Origin of the sequence: Pseudomonas sp. SG20052 (assembly GCF_031766055.1) — a bacterium.
GTDB lineage: Bacteria > Pseudomonadota > Gammaproteobacteria > Pseudomonadales > Pseudomonadaceae > Aquipseudomonas > Aquipseudomonas mandelii.
In genome coordinates this window covers 845,384-863,272 of sequence record NZ_CP134498.1, presented here as the reverse complement: position 1 = coordinate 863,272, position 17,889 = coordinate 845,384, and the positions used below count along the sequence as shown (strand labels likewise).

Sequence of the window (17,889 nt, the reverse complement as noted above, 5' to 3'; positions counted from 1 at the left end):
TCTATCACATACTCAAATTTTTAAAGAACGATCTAGCCAAAGACTAGAAATCAACATTCACCATCATCACGATGGAATGCTCATTTCTAAGCTTTCAACAAACAGAAGCAGTAGTGGTGGAGCCAAACGGGATCGAACCGTTGACCTCCTGCGTGCAAGGCAGGCGCTCTCCCAGCTGAGCTATGGCCCCGTATTTCTACAGGTTCCCACACAAAATTGGTGGGTCTGGGCAGATTCGAACTGCCGACCTCACCCTTATCAGGGGTGCGCTCTAACCAACTGAGCTACAGACCCAATTTCGGGCTGCTTCTTATCGTCTTCTTCAATGAATCAAGCAATTCGTGTGGGAACTTATGGAGCAGCTGATGTCGTCGATTAAGGAGGTGATCCAGCCGCAGGTTCCCCTACGGCTACCTTGTTACGACTTCACCCCAGTCATGAATCACACCGTGGTAACCGTCCCCCCGAAGGTTAGACTAGCTACTTCTGGTGCAACCCACTCCCATGGTGTGACGGGCGGTGTGTACAAGGCCCGGGAACGTATTCACCGCGACATTCTGATTCGCGATTACTAGCGATTCCGACTTCACGCAGTCGAGTTGCAGACTGCGATCCGGACTACGATCGGTTTTCTGGGATTAGCTCCACCTCGCGGCTTGGCAACCCTCTGTACCGACCATTGTAGCACGTGTGTAGCCCAGGCCGTAAGGGCCATGATGACTTGACGTCATCCCCACCTTCCTCCGGTTTGTCACCGGCAGTCTCCTTAGAGTGCCCACCATTACGTGCTGGTAACTAAGGACAAGGGTTGCGCTCGTTACGGGACTTAACCCAACATCTCACGACACGAGCTGACGACAGCCATGCAGCACCTGTCTCAATGTTCCCGAAGGCACCAATCCATCTCTGGAAAGTTCATTGGATGTCAAGGCCTGGTAAGGTTCTTCGCGTTGCTTCGAATTAAACCACATGCTCCACCGCTTGTGCGGGCCCCCGTCAATTCATTTGAGTTTTAACCTTGCGGCCGTACTCCCCAGGCGGTCAACTTAATGCGTTAGCTGCGCCACTAAGAGCTCAAGGCTCCCAACGGCTAGTTGACATCGTTTACGGCGTGGACTACCAGGGTATCTAATCCTGTTTGCTCCCCACGCTTTCGCACCTCAGTGTCAGTATCAGTCCAGGTGGTCGCCTTCGCCACTGGTGTTCCTTCCTATATCTACGCATTTCACCGCTACACAGGAAATTCCACCACCCTCTACCATACTCTAGCTTGTCAGTTTTGAATGCAGTTCCCAGGTTGAGCCCGGGGATTTCACATCCAACTTAACAAACCACCTACGCGCGCTTTACGCCCAGTAATTCCGATTAACGCTTGCACCCTCTGTATTACCGCGGCTGCTGGCACAGAGTTAGCCGGTGCTTATTCTGTCGGTAACGTCAAAACAGATACGTATTAGGTAACTGCCCTTCCTCCCAACTTAAAGTGCTTTACAATCCGAAGACCTTCTTCACACACGCGGCATGGCTGGATCAGGCTTTCGCCCATTGTCCAATATTCCCCACTGCTGCCTCCCGTAGGAGTCTGGACCGTGTCTCAGTTCCAGTGTGACTGATCATCCTCTCAGACCAGTTACGGATCGTCGCCTTGGTGAGCCATTACCTCACCAACTAGCTAATCCGACCTAGGCTCATCTGATAGCGCAAGGCCCGAAGGTCCCCTGCTTTCTCCCGTAGGACGTATGCGGTATTAGCGTCCGTTTCCGAGCGTTATCCCCCACTACCAGGCAGATTCCTAGGCATTACTCACCCGTCCGCCGCTCGCCACCAGGTACAAGTACCCGTGCTGCCGCTCGACTTGCATGTGTTAGGCCTGCCGCCAGCGTTCAATCTGAGCCATGATCAAACTCTTCAGTTCAAACATCTTTGGGTTTTTAAGAAACCCTAAACTTGGCTCAGCAATCGTTGGTTACATCTTTGATTTCTCGCGGAGTAACTTGTGATGCTGATAATCTTGTTGACTATCAGTCTGACTCCACAAGCACCCACACGAATTGCTTGATTCAGTTGTTAAAGAGCGGTTGGTTAAGATCTTTCGTCTCAACCGAGGCGCGCATTCTACAGCAGCCTCTGTTGCTGTCAAGCGGTTATTTCAGAAGTTTTCAAAGTTTCCTTTGCAACTTCAACCACTTGCGCCTCCGATCTCTCGTTAGCGGGAGGCGAATTCTACAGCGTTACTCGCTGCTGTCAACACCTCTTTTTCTCCGCTTTCGACCGAGAAGATCGAACCGTCAATCAAGCCAAACAACCCTGCTTGATCAACTCCTTCTGGGCTTCGATGACCTGAAGCAACTAGCTGTCGAAAACTGCGTAACTCTTTGTTTACCAAGGAGTTTTCCGTTTCGACTGCGCCGGAAGTGGGGCGAATTATAGACTTCCAGAATCTGCCGTCAACACCTATCTTCACATTTCTGTCATATAGATTAAAAAAGCCCGAAAACACGAAGGCCGAGCCCCAAGGGCTCGGCCTTCTGCCCTTCTACTTACAGGCTAGGGAATGCGAATTGCGACGCTTCATGGCTCGCACGCTGCGGCCAGCGCTGGGTAATGGCCTTGCGACGGGTATAGAAGCGCACGCCATCCGGGCCATACGCATGCAGATCGCCAAACAGCGAACGCTTCCAGCCACCGAAGCTGTGATAAGCCACCGGCACCGGCAACGGCACGTTGACGCCGACCATGCCGACTTCGATCTCATCACAGAACAACCGCGCCGCTTCCCCATCACGGGTGAAGATGCAGGTGCCGTTGCCATATTCGTGATCGTTGATCAGTTGCATCGCCTCTTCCAGGCTGTTGACCCGAACCACACACAACACTGGCCCGAAAATCTCTTCTTTATAGATGCGCATCTCTGGCGTGACGTTGTCGAACAGGCAGCCACCCAGGAAGAAACCTTCCTCATGACCGGCCACGCTCAATCCACGACCATCAACCACCAGGGACGCGCCCGAAGAAACGCCGTCTTCTATATAGCCACTGACTTTATCGCGAGCCTGACCGGAAACCAGTGGCCCCATGTCCAGCCCACAGGAAGTACCCGCACCGATTTTCAGCGCCTTGATTTGCGGTACCAACTTGGCCACCAACGCATCCGCCACCTGGTCGCCCACACACACGGCCACCGAGATCGCCATGCAACGCTCGCCGCAAGAACCGTAAGCCGCGCCCATCAGTGCGCTGACCGCGTTGTCCAGATCCGCATCCGGCATCAGCACCGCATGGTTCTTCGCGCCGCCCAGTGCCTGGACGCGTTTGCCGCGCTTGGTGCCTTCGGCGTAGATGTATTCGGCAATCGGCGTCGAGCCAACGAAGCTCAGCGCTTTGACTTCCGGCGCTTCGATCAGCGCGTCCACCGCCGCCTTGTCGCCATGCACCACACTCAGCACACCTTTAGGCAGGCCGGCTTCGATCAATAGTTGAGCAATCAACAGCGTCGAGCTTGGATCACGCTCGGACGGTTTGAGGATGAAGCAGTTACCGCAGACGATCGCCAGTGGATACATCCACAGCGGAACCATGGCCGGGAAGTTGAACGGAGTAATACCCGCCACCACGCCCAACGGCTGGAAGTCCGACCAGGCATCGATGTTCGGACCGACGTTACGGCTGTACTCGCCCTTGAGGATTTCCGGCGCAGCGCAGGCGAACTCAACGTTCTCGATTCCGCGCTTCAGTTCACCGGCAGCATCTTCCAGGGTCTTGCCATGCTCTTCACTGATCAACTGGGCGATACGCGCTTCGTTCTGCTCCAGCAGTTGCTTGAAGCGGAACATCACCTGAGCACGTTTGGCCGGCGGCGTGTTACGCCAGGCCGGGAACGCAGCCTTGGCCGAGTCGATGGCTTTCTGAATGGTTTCGCGGCTGGCCAACGGCAGCTTGTGGATGGCCTGGCCGGTGGACGGGTTGAACACGTCGGCCGTGCGACCGTCTTCGGTCACCAGTTCGCCATTGATCAAATGCGGGATAAGGCTCATGCGGGGCTCCAGAAAAGTTGTCCACAGGCGTCCGTCAACGGGCGCCTCTATATAGAAGGGAAAATCAGTCGATTCTGTTCAGCACTTCGCCGACCGCGTCGAACAGACGATCAAGGTCTTGCGGCTTGCTGTTGAAGGTTGGGCCGAACTGCAGGGTGTCGCCGCCGAAGCGCACGTAGAACCCGGCTTTCCACAGAGCCATGCCCGCTTCGAACGGACGCACGATGGCGTCGCCATCACGCGGTGCGATCTGGATCGCGCCCGCCAGACCGTAGTTACGAATATCGATAATGTTTTTCGAGCCCTTCAGGCCGTGCAGCGCATTTTCGAAATGTGGCGCGACTTCAGCCACGTTCTGCACCAGGTTTTCCTTTTGCAGCAGGTCGAGTGCAGCCAGGCCAGCGGCGCAAGCCACCGGGTGCGCGGAGTAGGTGTAACCGTGCGGGAATTCCACCGCGTACTCTGGCGTCGCCTGGTTCATGAAGGTCTGGTAGATCTCGGAGCTGGCAATCACCGCACCCATCGGAATCGCGCCGTTGGTAACTTGCTTGGCGATGCACATCAGGTCCGGGGTCACACCGAAGCTGTCGGCGCCGAACATCGAACCGGTGCGGCCGAAACCGGTGATCACTTCGTCGAACACCAGCAGGATGTTGTGTTGATCGCAGATCTCGCGCAGACGCTTCAGATAACCCTGCGGCGGAACCAGCACGCCAGCGGAACCGGCCATTGGCTCGACGAATACGGCGGCGATGTTCGAAGCGTCATGCAACTCGATCAGCTTGAGCAGTTCATCGGCCAAGGCGATACCGCCCTCCGTCGGCATACCACGGGAATAGGCATTGCTCGCCAGCAAGGTGTGCGGCAGGTGATCGACGTCCATCATCGCCTGACCGAACATTTTGCGGTTGCCGTTCACGCCACCGAGGCTGGTGCCGGCGATGTTCACACCGTGATAGCCACGGGCACGACCGATCATTTTGGTCTTGGTGGCCTGGCCTTTCAGACGCCAGTAAGCACGCACCATCTTCACCGCCGTGTCAGCGCACTCGGAGCCCGAGTCAGTGAAGAACACGTGATTCAGATTGCCCGGCGTCAGATCGGTGATTTTCTCGGCCAGTTGAAACGACAACGGATGGCCGTACTGGAAGCCTGGCGAGTAATCGAGGGTGCCCAACTGCTTGGCAACCGCTTCCTGGATTTCCTTGCGAGTGTGCCCGGCGCCGCAGGTCCACAGACCCGACAGCGAATCGTAGACCTTGCGCCCCTTGTCGTCCGTCAACCAACTGCCCTCAGCAGCAACGATCAGTCGTGGATCGCGCTGGAAATTACGGTTGGCGGTGTAGGGCATCCAGTGGGCATCGAGCTTGAGCTGGCTGGCCAAAGGAGATCGGGCGTTTTCGGGCAAGTTCATGGGCAAAACCTCGCAGGGCAATAAGCGGCATAGAGATCAAAAGCGTTCTTGCAGCTAAATTGCCACGAGGATAAAGTCGGTGAAATCCAACTCTTCTAACGTTCAGTCAGCCATCCACTAAACTTTGAGTAATTAAAGCATGAGCAGCCGTCGCCCCGATCCGCTGGCGCAAGTCAGTGACTTTGATATCCGCCTGCTTCGGATCTTTCGCAGTGTGGTGGAGTGCGGAGGCTTTTCTGCGGCAGAGTCGGTATTGGGGATCGGCCGCTCGGCCATCAGCCAGCAGATGAGCGATCTGGAACAGCGCCTCGGCCTGCGTTTATGCCAACGCGGTCGCGCCGGATTTTCCCTGACCGAGGAAGGTCGCGAGGTCTATCAATCGGCCTTGCAGCTATTAAGTGCGCTGGAAAGTTTTCGCACTGAGGTCAACGGCCTGCACCAACACTTGCGCGGCGAATTGACCATCGGCCTGACCGACAACCTGGTCACCCTGCCCCACATGCGCATCACCCATGCGCTGGCACAACTGAAGGAACGCGGGCCGGACGTGCAGATTCAGATCCGCATGATCGCGCCAAATGAAGTTGAACAAGGGGTGCTCGACGGTCGATTGCATGTCGGTGTGGTGCCGCAGGCCAGCGCACTGTCGGGGCTGGAATATCAGCCGCTTTATAGCGAACGCTCGCTGCTGTATTGCGCAGTCGGTCATCCGTTGTTTTATGTCGACGATAAACAACTGGATGACGAGCGCCTCAATAGCCAGGACGCCATCGCGCCGACCTTCCGTTTGCCCGCGGAAATCCAGGCCCATTACCAGGCGCTCAATTGCACCGCCAGTGCCTCGGACCGTGAGGGCATGGCCTTCCTGATCCTGACCGGGCGCTTCATCGGCTACCTGCCGGACCATTACGCCAGCCTCTGGGTGCAGCAAGGTCGATTGCGGGCGCTGAAACCCAACGTGCGCTTTTATGACCTGAGCCTCGCATCGGTCACGCGCAAGGGCCGGCGCCCACATTTAGTGCTGGAAAGCTTCCTCGAAAGCCTGGCCGCGACACGTTGAAAGTGGCGAAAGCCGGCAGGAGCGAAGCTTGCTCGCGAAGGCGGTGTTTCAGCTGCATTAATGTCGACTGACACGCCGCTTTCGCGAGCAAGCACTGGCCTACAGGAATTGTGGTCTTCAGGTTTTATTGCGTCGGGACTTGTCTGGAGCTTGTGGGTGCGCTATCAACGCAGTGGCTACACCCATCCACTTGTCCGGAAGTGCCTATGACCTTTGAAGTCCCCGCTCACGGCGGCAAACCCGCCAGCCGCATTCGTCAGAAGAACGAAGAGACCATCATCAAAGCCGCCGAAGACGAATTTGCCCGTCACGGTTTCAAAGGCACCAGCATGAACACCATCGCCTTGAATGCCGGGTTGCCCAAGGCGAACCTGCATTATTACTTCACCAACAAACTCGGTTTGTACGTGGCGGTGTTGAGCAACATCCTTGAGTTATGGGACAGCACCTTTAATACCTTGACTGCCGAGGATGATCCGGCAGAAGCGCTGACGCGTTATATCCGCGCCAAAATGGAATTCTCCCGTCGCCAGCCGCAAGCCTCGCGGATCTTCGCCATGGAAGTGATCAGTGGCGGCGAATGCCTGACCGAGTATTTCAATCAGGACTATCGCGCCTGGTTCCAGGGCCGGGCGGCGGTGTTCCAGGCGTGGATCGACGCCGGCAAGATGGACCCGGTCGACCCGGTAAACCTGATCTTCCTGCTGTGGGGCAGTACCCAGCATTACGCCGACTTCGCCACCCAGATCTGCCGTGTCAGCGGCCGCACCAAGCTGACCAAGCAAGACATGGAAGACGCCGGCAACAACCTGATCCGCATCATCCTCAAGGGCTGCGGCCTCACGCCAGCTATCTAAGACACTTATGCCTTTTACCCTCAGCGGTTTTTGCGAATACCGCGAAGAGATTCGCAAAAGCCGTTTCATCACGTTCGCCACGTCGATCGCAAGCCCTGCCGACGCCCAGGCGTTCATCGATCAGCACAGCGACTTGAATGCCTCGCACAACTGCTGGGCCTGGAAGCTCGGCGACCAATACCGCAGCAATGACGATGGCGAACCGGGCGGCACCGCAGGACGACCGATTCTGGCGGCCATCGAAGCGCAGGATTGTGATCAGGTCGCAGTGCTGGTGATTCGCTGGTATGGCGGCATTCAATTGGGCACCGGCGGCCTCGCCCGGGCCTATGGCGGTGGCGCCAACAAGTGCCTGCAAGGCGCGGCGAAAGTCGAGCTGATCAGTCGGGTACCGGTGAGCTGTACCTGTGCGTTTGGTGAGTTGGCGCTGGTGAAACTGCGCGTCGCTGAATCGGGTGGTTTGGTGGTGGAAGAAACCTTCACCGCCAACGGCGTGGACTTGCAATTGGCGATCGGCAAAGAGCGCATCACGACCCTGCAAACTCAGCTCGCCGACCTGAGTCGCGGGCGCATTGTGTTGCAGCACTGATCGCACCAACACCGTTCACCGCCCTTTTATCGAGCCTGTTCAGATGCCCACATCTGCTGTGCACCCGGCTGTGGATAACCTGAGCACATCCTGCTGTAACCCTTCTGTCATGCGGCTCTGCGGGCTTTGCTCATTTTTCGTCCAACTTTCCATACAAACCACTAATTTCACGAAAAAACAAACAGTTAGCGTCGGTTATCACCTTTAGAAGATAGCCGCACAGTGCTTATGCCCGTGCTTTCGGCTTGCGCACAAATACTGTGGAACAACCTGTGGATAACCCGTTCATGACTGGCTCTGCCCTATATCCGGCATAGGTTGCGGTGTGTTGCTCGTTTTTTGATCAATACCCGACGGGCAAAATCAGAGCCTGATCAAGCACTTTGCCCCTAAGTAGTGCTTGATCGACGATCAAAAGATGGCGAGGCCGCGCCCTCAATGCCTTTGCCAGCAAGGATTTTCGGTTTTCCTGACTCAATGGCCAGGAAATTGCTTTATCCACAGGCATAACTCCTATCGACCCGAGCCTGTCATGCCTAACCCCGTGCCGATCCCCGATCAAACGCCTCGACTGCAACTGCGCAAAATCAGCAAACGTTACCCCGGCTGCCTGGCCAACGACGCCATCGACCTGAGCATTGCTCCCGGTGAAATCCACGCCCTGCTCGGCGAAAACGGTGCGGGCAAAAGTACGTTGATGAAGATCATCTATGGCGTCACACACGCCGATTCCGGGGAAATGATCTGGCAGGGCGGGCGCGTGAACATGCGCAATCCGGCACAGGCTCGCGCATTGGGGATCGGCATGGTGTTCCAGCATTTCTCGCTGTTCGAAACCCTCAGCGTGGCGCAGAACATTGCCCTGGCAATGGGTGCGGCGTCCGGCACGCCGAAGCAGCTTGAGCCAAAAATTCGTGAAGTCTCCCGACGCTACGGCATGGCGCTGGAACCGGAGCGCCTTGTCCATAGCCTGTCGATCGGCGAGCGGCAACGGGTGGAAATCGTTCGTTGCTTGATGCAGGACATCCGCCTGCTGATTCTCGATGAGCCGACTTCCGTGCTTACGCCGCAGGAGGCTGACGACCTCTTCATCACCCTGCGCCGGCTCGCGGCCGAGGGTTGCAGCATTCTGTTCATCAGCCACAAGCTCGGTGAAGTGCGCGCGTTATGTCACAGCGCTACGGTGCTGCGCGGCGGTCGGGTGGCCGGGCATTGCGTGCCGTCCGAGTGTTCGGATCAGCAATTGGCGAGGTTGATGGTGGGGGAAGCCGCCGAGCTGATTACCGATTATCCGAAGGTGATCGGCGGTGACTCGTTTTTGAATGTGAGCGGATTGTCGTGGCACAACCCGGACCCGTTCGGCTGCTCCCTGACGGACATTGGTCTCGAGGTGCGCAGCGGCGAGATCGTCGGAATCGCCGGTGTTGCAGGCAATGGTCAGGATGAATTGCTGGCCCTGCTCAGTGGTGAAGAACGGTTGAGCCGAAACGATAACGGGACGATCCGTTTCGGCGGGCAGCCGGTCGCCGATTTGCGGCCTGATGCGCGACGCCACCTCGGCCTCGCGTTCGTTCCCGCCGAGCGTTTGGGCCACGGTGCGGTGCCCGAACTGAGCCTCGCCAACAACGCCCTGCTCACCGCGTTTCAACAAGGTTTGGTCAGCAACGGCCTCATTCAGCGCGCCAAGGTCGAAGCCTTGGCGGCAGAAATCATCCGCCGTTTTGGCGTGAAAACACCCGATACCCAAGCGCCGGCCCGCAGTCTGTCCGGCGGCAATTTGCAGAAGTTCATCCTCGGCCGCGAGATCCTTCAGCAACCGAAATTGCTGGTGGCCGCGCACCCGACCTGGGGCGTGGACGTCGGCGCCGCCGCCACCATTCACCGAGCGTTGATTGCCTTGCGCGATGCGGGTGCGGCGATCCTGGTGATCAGCGAAGACCTCGACGAATTGTTCCAGATCAGCGACCGGCTCGGTGCCTTGTGCAGCGGACGCCTGTCGCCGCTCAGGGCCACGGTCGACACGCGCCTGATCGATGTCGGCGGCTGGATGGCCGGCCAGTTCGACGCCCCTCAAACACTCGCATCCGCAACGGTTTAACGGAGTTTCACATGCTGCTTTCTCTCGAACCCCGTGGCCAGCAATCGCGCCTGATGCTGTGGTGCTCGCCGTTGCTGGCCGCGGCCCTGACATTGGGCTGCGGCTCGCTGTTGTTTATTGCGTTGGGTCATGACCCGCTGCTCACGCTGCACACCCTGCTGATTGCGCCGGTCAGCGACTTGTATGGTGTCTCCGAACTGTTGGTCAAAGCCTTGCCTATTTTGCTCTGCGCGCTGGGGCTGGCCGTGGCGTATCAGGCGCGGATCTGGAACATCGGCGCCGAAGGCCAATTGCTGCTCGGCGCCCTGGCCGGCAGTGCGCTGGCGGTGAATATCATCGATATGCACAGTCGCTGGGCGCTGGTGCTGATCCTGCTGGTCGGCACGTTGGCCGGTGCCGCGTGGGGCGGGCTGACGGCGTGGTTGCGCACGCGTTTCAATGCCAACGAAATCCTCACCAGCATCATGCTCAATTACATCGCGCTGAACCTGCTGCTGTTCTGCGTGCATGGGCCGTTGAAAGACCCGGCCGGGTTCAACTTTCCGGAGTCGGCGATGTTCGGCGATGCCAGCCGTTTGCCGCTGTTGATGGAAGACGGTCGGGTTCACGCCGGGGTGTATTTCGCCCTGCTCGCGTTGGTGGCTGTCTGGGTTTTGCTGCAGAAAAGCTTTGTCGGTTTCCAGATAAAAGTGCTCGGGCTGGACAAGCGCGCGGCGGGTTTCGTCGGGTTTCGCGAGAAGCGCCTGATCTGGCTGGCGCTGTTGATCAGCGGCGGATTGGCAGGGCTGGCCGGAGTGAGCGAAGTCACCGGGCCGATCGGCCAACTGGTGCCGCAGGTCTCGCCGGGTTATGGCTATGCCGCTATCACGGTGGCGTTTCTAGGGCGGCTCAACCCCATCGGCATTCTGTTTTCCAGCCTGCTGATGGCGTTGCTGTACATCGGCGGCGAGAGCGCGCAGATGAGCATGAACCTGCCGCAAGCCATCACCCAGTTGTTCCAGGGAATGATGCTGTTTTTCCTGTTGGCCAGTGACGTGCTGATTCTTTACCGACCGCGTTTGAACCTGCGCTGGACTCGCCGCACACAAGCCACCGCTGCACACGCCGGAGCGCTGTGATGGATATCGATCTGCTGAGCAATATTTTCTACGCCATGGTCCGTTGCGGCACGCCGTTGCTGTTGGTGGCCCTGGGCGAATTGATCTGTGAGAAAAGCGGCGTCCTGAATCTGGGTCAGGAAGGCATGATGCTGTTTGGCGCAGTGATCGGTTTTATCGTCGCCCTGAACAGCGGCAACCTGTGGCTTGGCGTGTTGCTGGCGATGCTCGCCGGGATGCTGTTGTCGTCGCTGTTTGCGCTGGTGGCGCTGGTGTTCAATGCCAATCAGGTGGCCACCGGATTGGCGCTGACGATTTTCGGCGTGGGCCTGTCGACGTTTGTTGGCGCGGCGTGGGTCGGTAAACCGCTGGCCGGTTTTGAGCCGGTGGCGATTCCTTACCTGAGTGAAATCCCTTTGATCGGGCGAATGCTGTTCGCCCAGGATCTGCTGGTGTACCTGTCGTTCGCGTTGTTTGCGCTGGTGGCGTGGGTGATTCTGAAAAGTCGCGTCGGGCTGATCATACAAGCGGTCGGGGAAAGCCCGGAGGCGGCCAGTGCCATGGGCTTGCCGGTGTTGGGTGTGCGTGCACTGGCGGTGCTGTTTGGCGGCGCGATGGCCGGTTTGGCGGGGGCTTATTTGTCCCTGGCCTATACGCCGATGTGGGCGGAAAACATGAGTGCCGGCCGTGGCTGGATTGCCTTGGCGCTGGTGGTGTTTGCCAGTTGGCGAGTGTGGCGATTGCTGCTGGGGGCGTACCTGTTCGGGCTCGCGAGCATCCTGCACCTGGTGGCGCAGGGGTTGGGGCTGGCGATTCCGTCGAGCCTGTTGGCGATGTTGCCGTATGTCGCGACCATTGTGGTGTTGGTGCTGTTGTCGCGGGACGCGGTGCGCACACGGTTGTATGCGCCGGTGTCGTTGGGGCAGCCGTGGCAGGCGGGGCATTAAGGTTGACCCGGCCGGCCTCTTCGCGGGCAAGTCGGAGCGGCGCGGCGCTCGCTCCTACAGGTCCAGTGCCGATTTCACGGATTGCGCAAACCTGTAGGCGCGAGGCTTGCCCGCGAAGGCTGCCGAACCGGCAACACTTGAGCCACGCCCCACGCCAATTCAAAGACCAGAAAAATCACCAACAGCGAACTGGCGCCATGGACCAAGGCATAAAGCTGCCAAGCCGAAAACAGAAACCGCCCCACCGCGTCATACCGCCCAAACACCTGCTGCGGATCACGAATCCGCAGCACCGCCCACACGCACACAATCGACCCCAGCAGATTCGCCATCAACATGTGCATCGGCTCGAACGGCGGCAACTCGCCCGGCAAATCGAACGCCTGACTCACACTCGACAACACCCCGTGCAACGCGGCAAAACTCCACGGCGTGATAAACGCCGCTGTCACGATCAAGTCATACCAGGCGCTGCCCCGCACCACCCGGCGATATTGCGTTGAAGTCCACATCGGCCTTGCTCCATAAATTCAGGGAGCAACAAGGCTAAAGCCTGGAGTATGCTCCAGGGTCAAGCCCCTCTTGAGACGTCATGATGCGCATCGGTGAATTAGCCCAGGCCAGCGCCGTCAGCCGCGACACGCTGCGCTTCTACGAGCAGCGCGGACTGATCGCCGCACAACGCAGTGCCAACGGCTATCGCGACTACCCGCCAGACATGGTGCAACTGGTGTTGTACATCAAGACAGCTCAACGGTTGGGCTTTACCCTCGGCGAGATCGGCAACAGCGTTGCCACGATATGGCAATCGCCGGATCCTGACAGCGCCGTCACACAGTTGCTGCAAGACAAACTCAAGCTGATTGAAACCCGTATGGACGAACTCGGTGCATTGCGCCACGAGTTGCAACAACGGCTCGGTCAGCGTTGTCCACTGAGCCCATGATCCTCACTTATCAAGGAAGCCACTCATGTCCAAGGCAAAAACCGCACTCATCATCGGTGCCTCCCGGGGCCTGGGCCTCGGCCTGGTGAAAACCCTGCTGGCCGACGGCTGGCAAGTCACCGCCACCGTGCGCAACCCGCAGAACGCCGAGGCGCTGCAGGCGTTGGGCAAGGTGCGGATCGAGAAGCTCGACATGGACGATCAGCAGGCGGTCATCGCCCTGAGCCAACAGCTCAAGGGTGAAGTGTTCGATTTGCTATTCGTGAATGCCGGGGTCAAGGGGCCGGACGTTCAGACGCCGGGCGGCGCGACGTTGGCCGAGGTCGGTCAATTGTTCTTCACCAACGCCGTGGCGCCGATCAACCTGGCACAACGTTTTGCCGGGCAGATTCGCCCGGAGACCGGCGTGCTGGCGTTCATGAGCTCGGTGCTGGGCAGCGTGACCATGCCGGACGCGCCGGAGCTGGCGTTGTACAAGGCCAGTAAAGCGGCGCTGAATTCCATGACCAACAGCTTCGTTACGCAACTGGGCGAGCAGAAACTCACCGTGCTGTCGTTGCATCCGGGTTGGGTGAAGACCGACATGGGCGGTGAAGGCGCCGATATCGACGTGGAAACCAGTACGCGCGGGTTGGTCGATCAGGTGAATGCGTACACGGGCAAGGGTGGACATCACTTCGTGAACTACAGAGGCGAAACCATTCCCTGGTAAACACCACCCTCGCGCCTACAGGATTTCATTCCACATAAGGTTTGCGTCGTCTGGTCGGGCAGGACTTGCCGGCCAGGCGGTTTTGTTTGAAACTCCGCACCTCGTCCCCGCGGCGACCCTGGATCAGCAGACAGGGTAATCACTGAGCTGGCTAACCTGAACCCCACTTTCAGAGGAGCCGGCCAACATGCCTGCGACCCGTACCTGGCTAAAAAATCCCCTCGCCATTTTCACTGCCAATGACCTCGATGCCCGTGGCGGCCTGGTGGTGCAAGACGGCGTGATCGTCGAAGTGCTCGCCGCTGGCCAGCAACCGTCCGCGCCCTGCGGACACGTCTTCGATGCCCGCGAGCATGTGATCCTGCCGGGACTGATCAACACCCATCACCACTTCTATCAAACCCTGACCCGCGCCTGGGCGCCGGTGGTCAATCAGCCGTTGTTCCCGTGGCTGAAAACCCTCTACCCGGTCTGGGCCCGCCTCACCCCTGAAAAACTCGCCCTCGCCACGAAAGTCGCACTGGCTGAGTTGCTGCTGTCCGGCTGCACCACCGCCGCCGATCACCACTACCTGTTCCCGGAAGGCCTGGAAAACGCGATCGACGTGCAAGTCGAAAGCGTTCGCGAACTGGGCATGCGCGCCATGCTGACGCGCGGGTCCATGAGCCTGGGTGAAAAGGACGGCGGCCTGCCACCGCAGCAGACCGTGCAGGAAGGCGAAGTGATCCTCGCGGACAGCCAGCGCTTGATCGCCGAGTACCACGAGCGTGGTGATGGTGCGCAAATCCAGATCGCCCTGGCGCCGTGTTCGCCGTTTTCGGTGACACCGGAAATCATGTCCGCCAGCGCCGAACTGGCAAACAAACTCGACGTGCGTCTGCACACGCACCTGGCCGAAACCCTCGACGAAGAAGACTTCTGCCTGCAACGCTTCGGCCTGCGCACCGTGGATTATCTAGACAGCGTCGGCTGGCTCGGCCCACGCACCTGGCTCGCGCACGGCATCCACTTCAACCCGGACGAAATCGCCCGCCTCGGCGCCGCCGGCACCGGGATTTGCCATTGCCCGAGTTCGAACATGCGCCTGGCCTCCGGCATTTGCCCGACCCTGGACCTGACCGCTGCCGGCGCGTTGCTCGGCTTGGGCGTGGATGGATCGGCGTCCAACGATGCGTCGAACATGATGCTCGAAACCCGTCAGGCGCTTTACATTCAGCGGCTACGTTATGGCGCGCAGAAGATCACCCCGGAACTGGTTCTGGGGTGGGCAACCAAGGGTTCGGCGAGTTTGTTGGGGCGTTCCGATATCGGCGAACTGGCGGTGGGCAAGCAGGCGGATCTGGCGTTGTTCAAGCTCGATGAGCTGCGTTTCTCCGGCAGTCATGATCCGGTGTCGGCGTTGCTGCTGTGCGGTGCTGATCGCGCGGATCGGGTGATGATTGGTGGCAAATGGCGGGTGATTGACGGGCAGGTTGAAGGGCTGGATCTCAAAGGCCTGATCGCCGATCACAGCCAGGCGGCCCGGCAGCTAATCGCCGGCAACTGACAAAACGCCTTCGCGGGCAAGCCTCGCTCCTACAGGGATGCGCATTTCCCTGTAGGAGCGAGACTTGCCCGCGAAGCGTTTAGAGGCCCAGCAGCGACAACATGATGAACGTCGCAAACAACACAAAATGGGTCATGCCTTCGATGGCATTGGTTTCGCCGTCGTTGAGGTTGATTGCACTGACGATCAGGGTGAGAAAGATCATCACCGTCTGCACCGGGGTCATCGCCATCTGAAACGGCTGGCCAGTGTAGAGCGCCATCGCTTCCATCACCGGCACCGTCAGGATCACCGTCGACAATGACGCGCCCATGGCGATGTTGACCACCGATTGCATGCGGTTGGCCAAGGCCGCGCGCAATGCCGTCAGAATCTCCGGCGCCGCGGAAATGGCCGCCACCAGAATCGCCGTAATCACCGGCGGAGCACCCGTGCCTTCCAGGCCCAGGTCGAGGGTCTTGGACATCACTTCGGCCAAGGCGCCGATCACCACAACGCCGAACACCAACGTGCCGATACTCAGCGCCAGATTGACCGGTTCAGGTTCCTCCTCCGGGACTTTCCTGCGGCGTTTTTCCGGGTAGCTGTAGCTGAAGAAGTAACTGTGCGGCCCGACCTGCATACGCAGGAACAGGGTGTAGAGCACGACCATCGCGCCAATCGTGAACGCCGAATACAGCTTCCAGTTAGCTTCGGGAATGAACTCCGGCACCACCATGGAAACGCCCATTGCGGTGAGGATCATCACGCTGTAACTGCGGGCCGAGTCGTCGTTGTACGACTGTTCACCGTGCTTGATCCCACCCATCAACGCGGCCAGGCCGAGGATGCCGTTGATGTCGAGCATCACCGCCGAGTAAATCGTGTCGCGCACCAGGGTTGGCGAGGCTTCGTTACTCATCATGATCGCCAGGATCACCACTTCCACCAGCACGGCGGCCAGGGTCAGGATCATGGTGCCGTAAGGGTCGCCGACTTTTTCCGCGAGCAGTTCGGCGTGATGGGCGACACGCATGGAGGCGACGACGATGAAGGCAATCAGCACCAGGCCAGCGGTCAGCGCGATGGGCTGGCCGCTGTGCAGCATCCAGTGTTCCAGTGGATAAGCGACGAGCGCGGCAATCACGGCCAGCAACAGAAACTTTTCTTGCTTGAGGAGTGTGAGCATTGCGGGCCTTTTGTGCCGAGTGAAGCGATCAGGGTGATGAGCTACTGACTGCGGGGCGGCGCTAACGTTTCGTTACACCTTAGCGCACCAGTGGATGGCAGCAGGTTTGACACGTGCACTTTTATTGGCCTTGCGGAGCTCTTCGCGGGCACGCCTCGCTCCTACAGGTCGGCGTCGCTCTTGTAGGAGCGAGGCTTGCCCGCGAAGGCCATTACACGGTTTCAGTGTTTTTGTTGTCCTGTTGGTCAGCAATTTGCATTGCCTCTGCCCACCTCACAACAACATGGAGTTCGAATTCATGCACAAACGTCCGTTGAAGAAGCTGCTTTGCGCCGTTGCCGCGGCTATTGGTCTGAGCGCGAGCCTGACCGCCAGCGCCGCCGACCCGCTGAAAGTCGGCTTCGTCTATATCGGCCCGATTGGTGACCACGGCTGGACGTATCAGCATGAACAGGGGCGCAAGGCGCTGGCCGAGAAGTTCGGCAATCAGATCACCACCAACTATGTGGAGAACGTCGCCGAAGGTGCCGACGCCGAGCGAGTGATCCGCAACATGGCCAAGGACAACTACGACCTGATCTTCACCACCTCGTTCGGCTATATGAACCCGACCCTGAAAGTCGCCAAGCAGTTTCCCAAGGTGACCTTCGAACACGCCACCGGCTACAAGCAGGACAAAAACCTCGGCACCTACCTGGCGCGCACGTATGAAGGTCGCTACGTCGGCGGTTTCCTCGCGGCGAAGATGACCAAGACCAAGAAAATCGGCTACGTCGCGTCCTTCCCTATCCCGGAAGTGATCCGCGACATCAACGCTATTCAACTGGCCCTGAACAAATACAACCCAGGCACCGAGATCAAGGTGGTATGGGTCAACTCGTGGTTCGATCCGGGCAAGGAAGCCGACGCCGCCAACGCGCTGATCGACCAGGGCGTCGACGTGGTGTTCCAGCACACCGACAGCCCGGCACCGATTCAGGCAGCCGAACGCCGCGGCGTGTATGCCGTGGGCTACGCTTCGGACATGGCGCACTTCGGGCCGAAAGCGGTGCTGACGTCGATCGTCAACGACTGGGGGCCGCATTACATTCAAGCGACCCAAAGCGTGCTCGACCACACCTGGAAATCGCAGGATTACTGGGGCGGTTTGAAAGAAGGCACAGTTGAACTGCCGATCAGCGACCTGGTGCCAGCGGCGGTGAAAACCGAGGCCGAGCAGATCATTGCGGACATCAAGAGCGGCGCCTTCCACCCGTTCACCGGGCCGATCAAGGATCAGGCCGGCACCGAAAAAATCCCGACGGGCGCGACGGCGAGCAATGCGGAACTGGCGTCGATGAATTACTACGTTGAAGGGATGAAGGCCGATATTCCGAAGTAGCTCCCCAACCCAACACAAAACCCTGTAGCAGTGAGCCTGC

At 58.8% G+C, this 17,889-nt stretch carries 14 protein-coding genes, 2 tRNA genes and 1 rRNA gene; 10 read left to right on the top strand and 7 right to left on the bottom strand.

What is annotated here, in order from left to right:
* Positions 1-114: 114 nt before the first annotated feature.
* The 5 genes from RHP74_RS03840 to RHP74_RS03820 form a co-directional block, all read right to left on the bottom strand.
* Positions 115-190: transfer RNA gene (locus RHP74_RS03840), tRNA-Ala, on the bottom strand.
* Positions 191-217: 27 nt separating this feature from the next.
* Positions 218-294: transfer RNA gene (locus tag RHP74_RS03835), tRNA-Ile, on the bottom strand.
* A gap of 82 nt (positions 295-376) precedes the next feature.
* A 16S ribosomal RNA gene (locus RHP74_RS03830) occupies positions 377-1,915 on the bottom strand.
* Between the two features lie 625 nt (positions 1,916-2,540).
* Positions 2,541-4,034, bottom strand: a complete 1,494-nt coding sequence (locus RHP74_RS03825) for a CoA-acylating methylmalonate-semialdehyde dehydrogenase (protein WP_010463762.1) — start codon at positions 4,032-4,034, stop codon at positions 2,541-2,543.
* A gap of 64 nt (positions 4,035-4,098) precedes the next feature.
* Positions 4,099-5,448 carry an aspartate aminotransferase family protein gene (locus RHP74_RS03820; protein ID WP_311097915.1) on the bottom strand — a complete coding sequence of 450 codons (1,350 nt, stop codon included), beginning with the start codon at positions 5,446-5,448 and terminating at the stop codon, positions 4,099-4,101.
* A gap of 139 nt (positions 5,449-5,587) precedes the next feature.
* Between RHP74_RS03820 and RHP74_RS03815 the strand changes: the two genes are divergently transcribed.
* From RHP74_RS03815 to RHP74_RS03790, 6 genes are all read left to right on the top strand, one after another.
* Positions 5,588-6,508 carry a LysR family transcriptional regulator gene (locus tag RHP74_RS03815; RefSeq protein WP_010463766.1) on the top strand — a complete coding sequence of 307 codons (921 nt, stop codon included), beginning with the start codon at positions 5,588-5,590 and terminating at the stop codon, positions 6,506-6,508.
* A gap of 206 nt (positions 6,509-6,714) precedes the next feature.
* Positions 6,715-7,365: a TetR/AcrR family transcriptional regulator gene (locus RHP74_RS03810; RefSeq protein WP_010463768.1), complete on the top strand. Its 651-nt coding sequence runs from the start codon at positions 6,715-6,717 to the stop codon at positions 7,363-7,365.
* 7 nt (positions 7,366-7,372) lie between these two features.
* Positions 7,373-7,954, top strand: coding sequence for a YigZ family protein (locus RHP74_RS03805; RefSeq protein WP_311097912.1), 582 nt, complete (start codon positions 7,373-7,375; stop codon positions 7,952-7,954).
* A gap of 532 nt (positions 7,955-8,486) precedes the next feature.
* Positions 8,487-10,052 carry an ABC transporter ATP-binding protein gene (locus RHP74_RS03800; RefSeq protein WP_077750223.1) on the top strand — a complete coding sequence of 522 codons (1,566 nt, stop codon included), beginning with the start codon at positions 8,487-8,489 and terminating at the stop codon, positions 10,050-10,052.
* Between the two features lie 11 nt (positions 10,053-10,063).
* Positions 10,064-11,170 carry an ABC transporter permease gene (locus RHP74_RS03795; RefSeq protein ID WP_102595208.1) on the top strand — a complete coding sequence of 369 codons (1,107 nt, stop codon included), beginning with the start codon at positions 10,064-10,066 and terminating at the stop codon, positions 11,168-11,170.
* A complete protein-coding gene (locus tag RHP74_RS03790; protein ID WP_077750221.1) occupies positions 11,170-12,096 on the top strand; it encodes an ABC transporter permease in 927 nt (308 codons plus the stop codon). Before RHP74_RS03795 ends, RHP74_RS03790 begins: the two co-directional genes overlap by 1 nt.
* Before the next feature lie 74 nt (positions 12,097-12,170).
* Here the strand turns inward: RHP74_RS03790 and RHP74_RS03785 are convergent, their stop codons facing one another.
* Complete coding sequence (locus RHP74_RS03785) at positions 12,171-12,608, bottom strand: hypothetical protein (protein WP_311097908.1); 438 nt, start codon at positions 12,606-12,608, stop codon at positions 12,171-12,173.
* Between the two features lie 83 nt (positions 12,609-12,691).
* On the opposite strand from RHP74_RS03785, the gene RHP74_RS03780 reads away from it, so the two are divergent.
* The 3 genes from RHP74_RS03780 (at position 12,692) to RHP74_RS03770 (ending at position 15,300) form a co-directional block, all read left to right on the top strand.
* Positions 12,692-13,042, top strand: a complete 351-nt coding sequence (locus RHP74_RS03780; protein WP_077750226.1) for a MerR family transcriptional regulator — start codon at positions 12,692-12,694, stop codon at positions 13,040-13,042.
* 25 nt (positions 13,043-13,067) lie between these two features.
* Positions 13,068-13,754, top strand: a complete 687-nt coding sequence (locus tag RHP74_RS03775; protein WP_010463780.1) for an SDR family oxidoreductase — start codon at positions 13,068-13,070, stop codon at positions 13,752-13,754.
* A gap of 187 nt (positions 13,755-13,941) precedes the next feature.
* Complete coding sequence (locus tag RHP74_RS03770) at positions 13,942-15,300, top strand: 8-oxoguanine deaminase (RefSeq protein ID WP_311097906.1); 1,359 nt, start codon at positions 13,942-13,944, stop codon at positions 15,298-15,300.
* 79 nt (positions 15,301-15,379) lie between these two features.
* Here the strand turns inward: RHP74_RS03770 and RHP74_RS03765 are convergent, their stop codons facing one another.
* Entirely contained in the window at positions 15,380-16,468 is a 1,089-nt protein-coding gene (locus RHP74_RS03765) for a calcium:proton antiporter (protein ID WP_010463784.1), read from the bottom strand.
* 298 nt (positions 16,469-16,766) lie between these two features.
* Here RHP74_RS03765 and RHP74_RS03760 point away from each other — a divergent pair, with 298 nt between their 5' ends.
* Complete coding sequence (locus RHP74_RS03760) at positions 16,767-17,849, top strand: BMP family ABC transporter substrate-binding protein (protein WP_010463786.1); 1,083 nt, start codon at positions 16,767-16,769, stop codon at positions 17,847-17,849.
* The last annotated feature ends 40 nt before the right edge of the window (positions 17,850-17,889 follow it).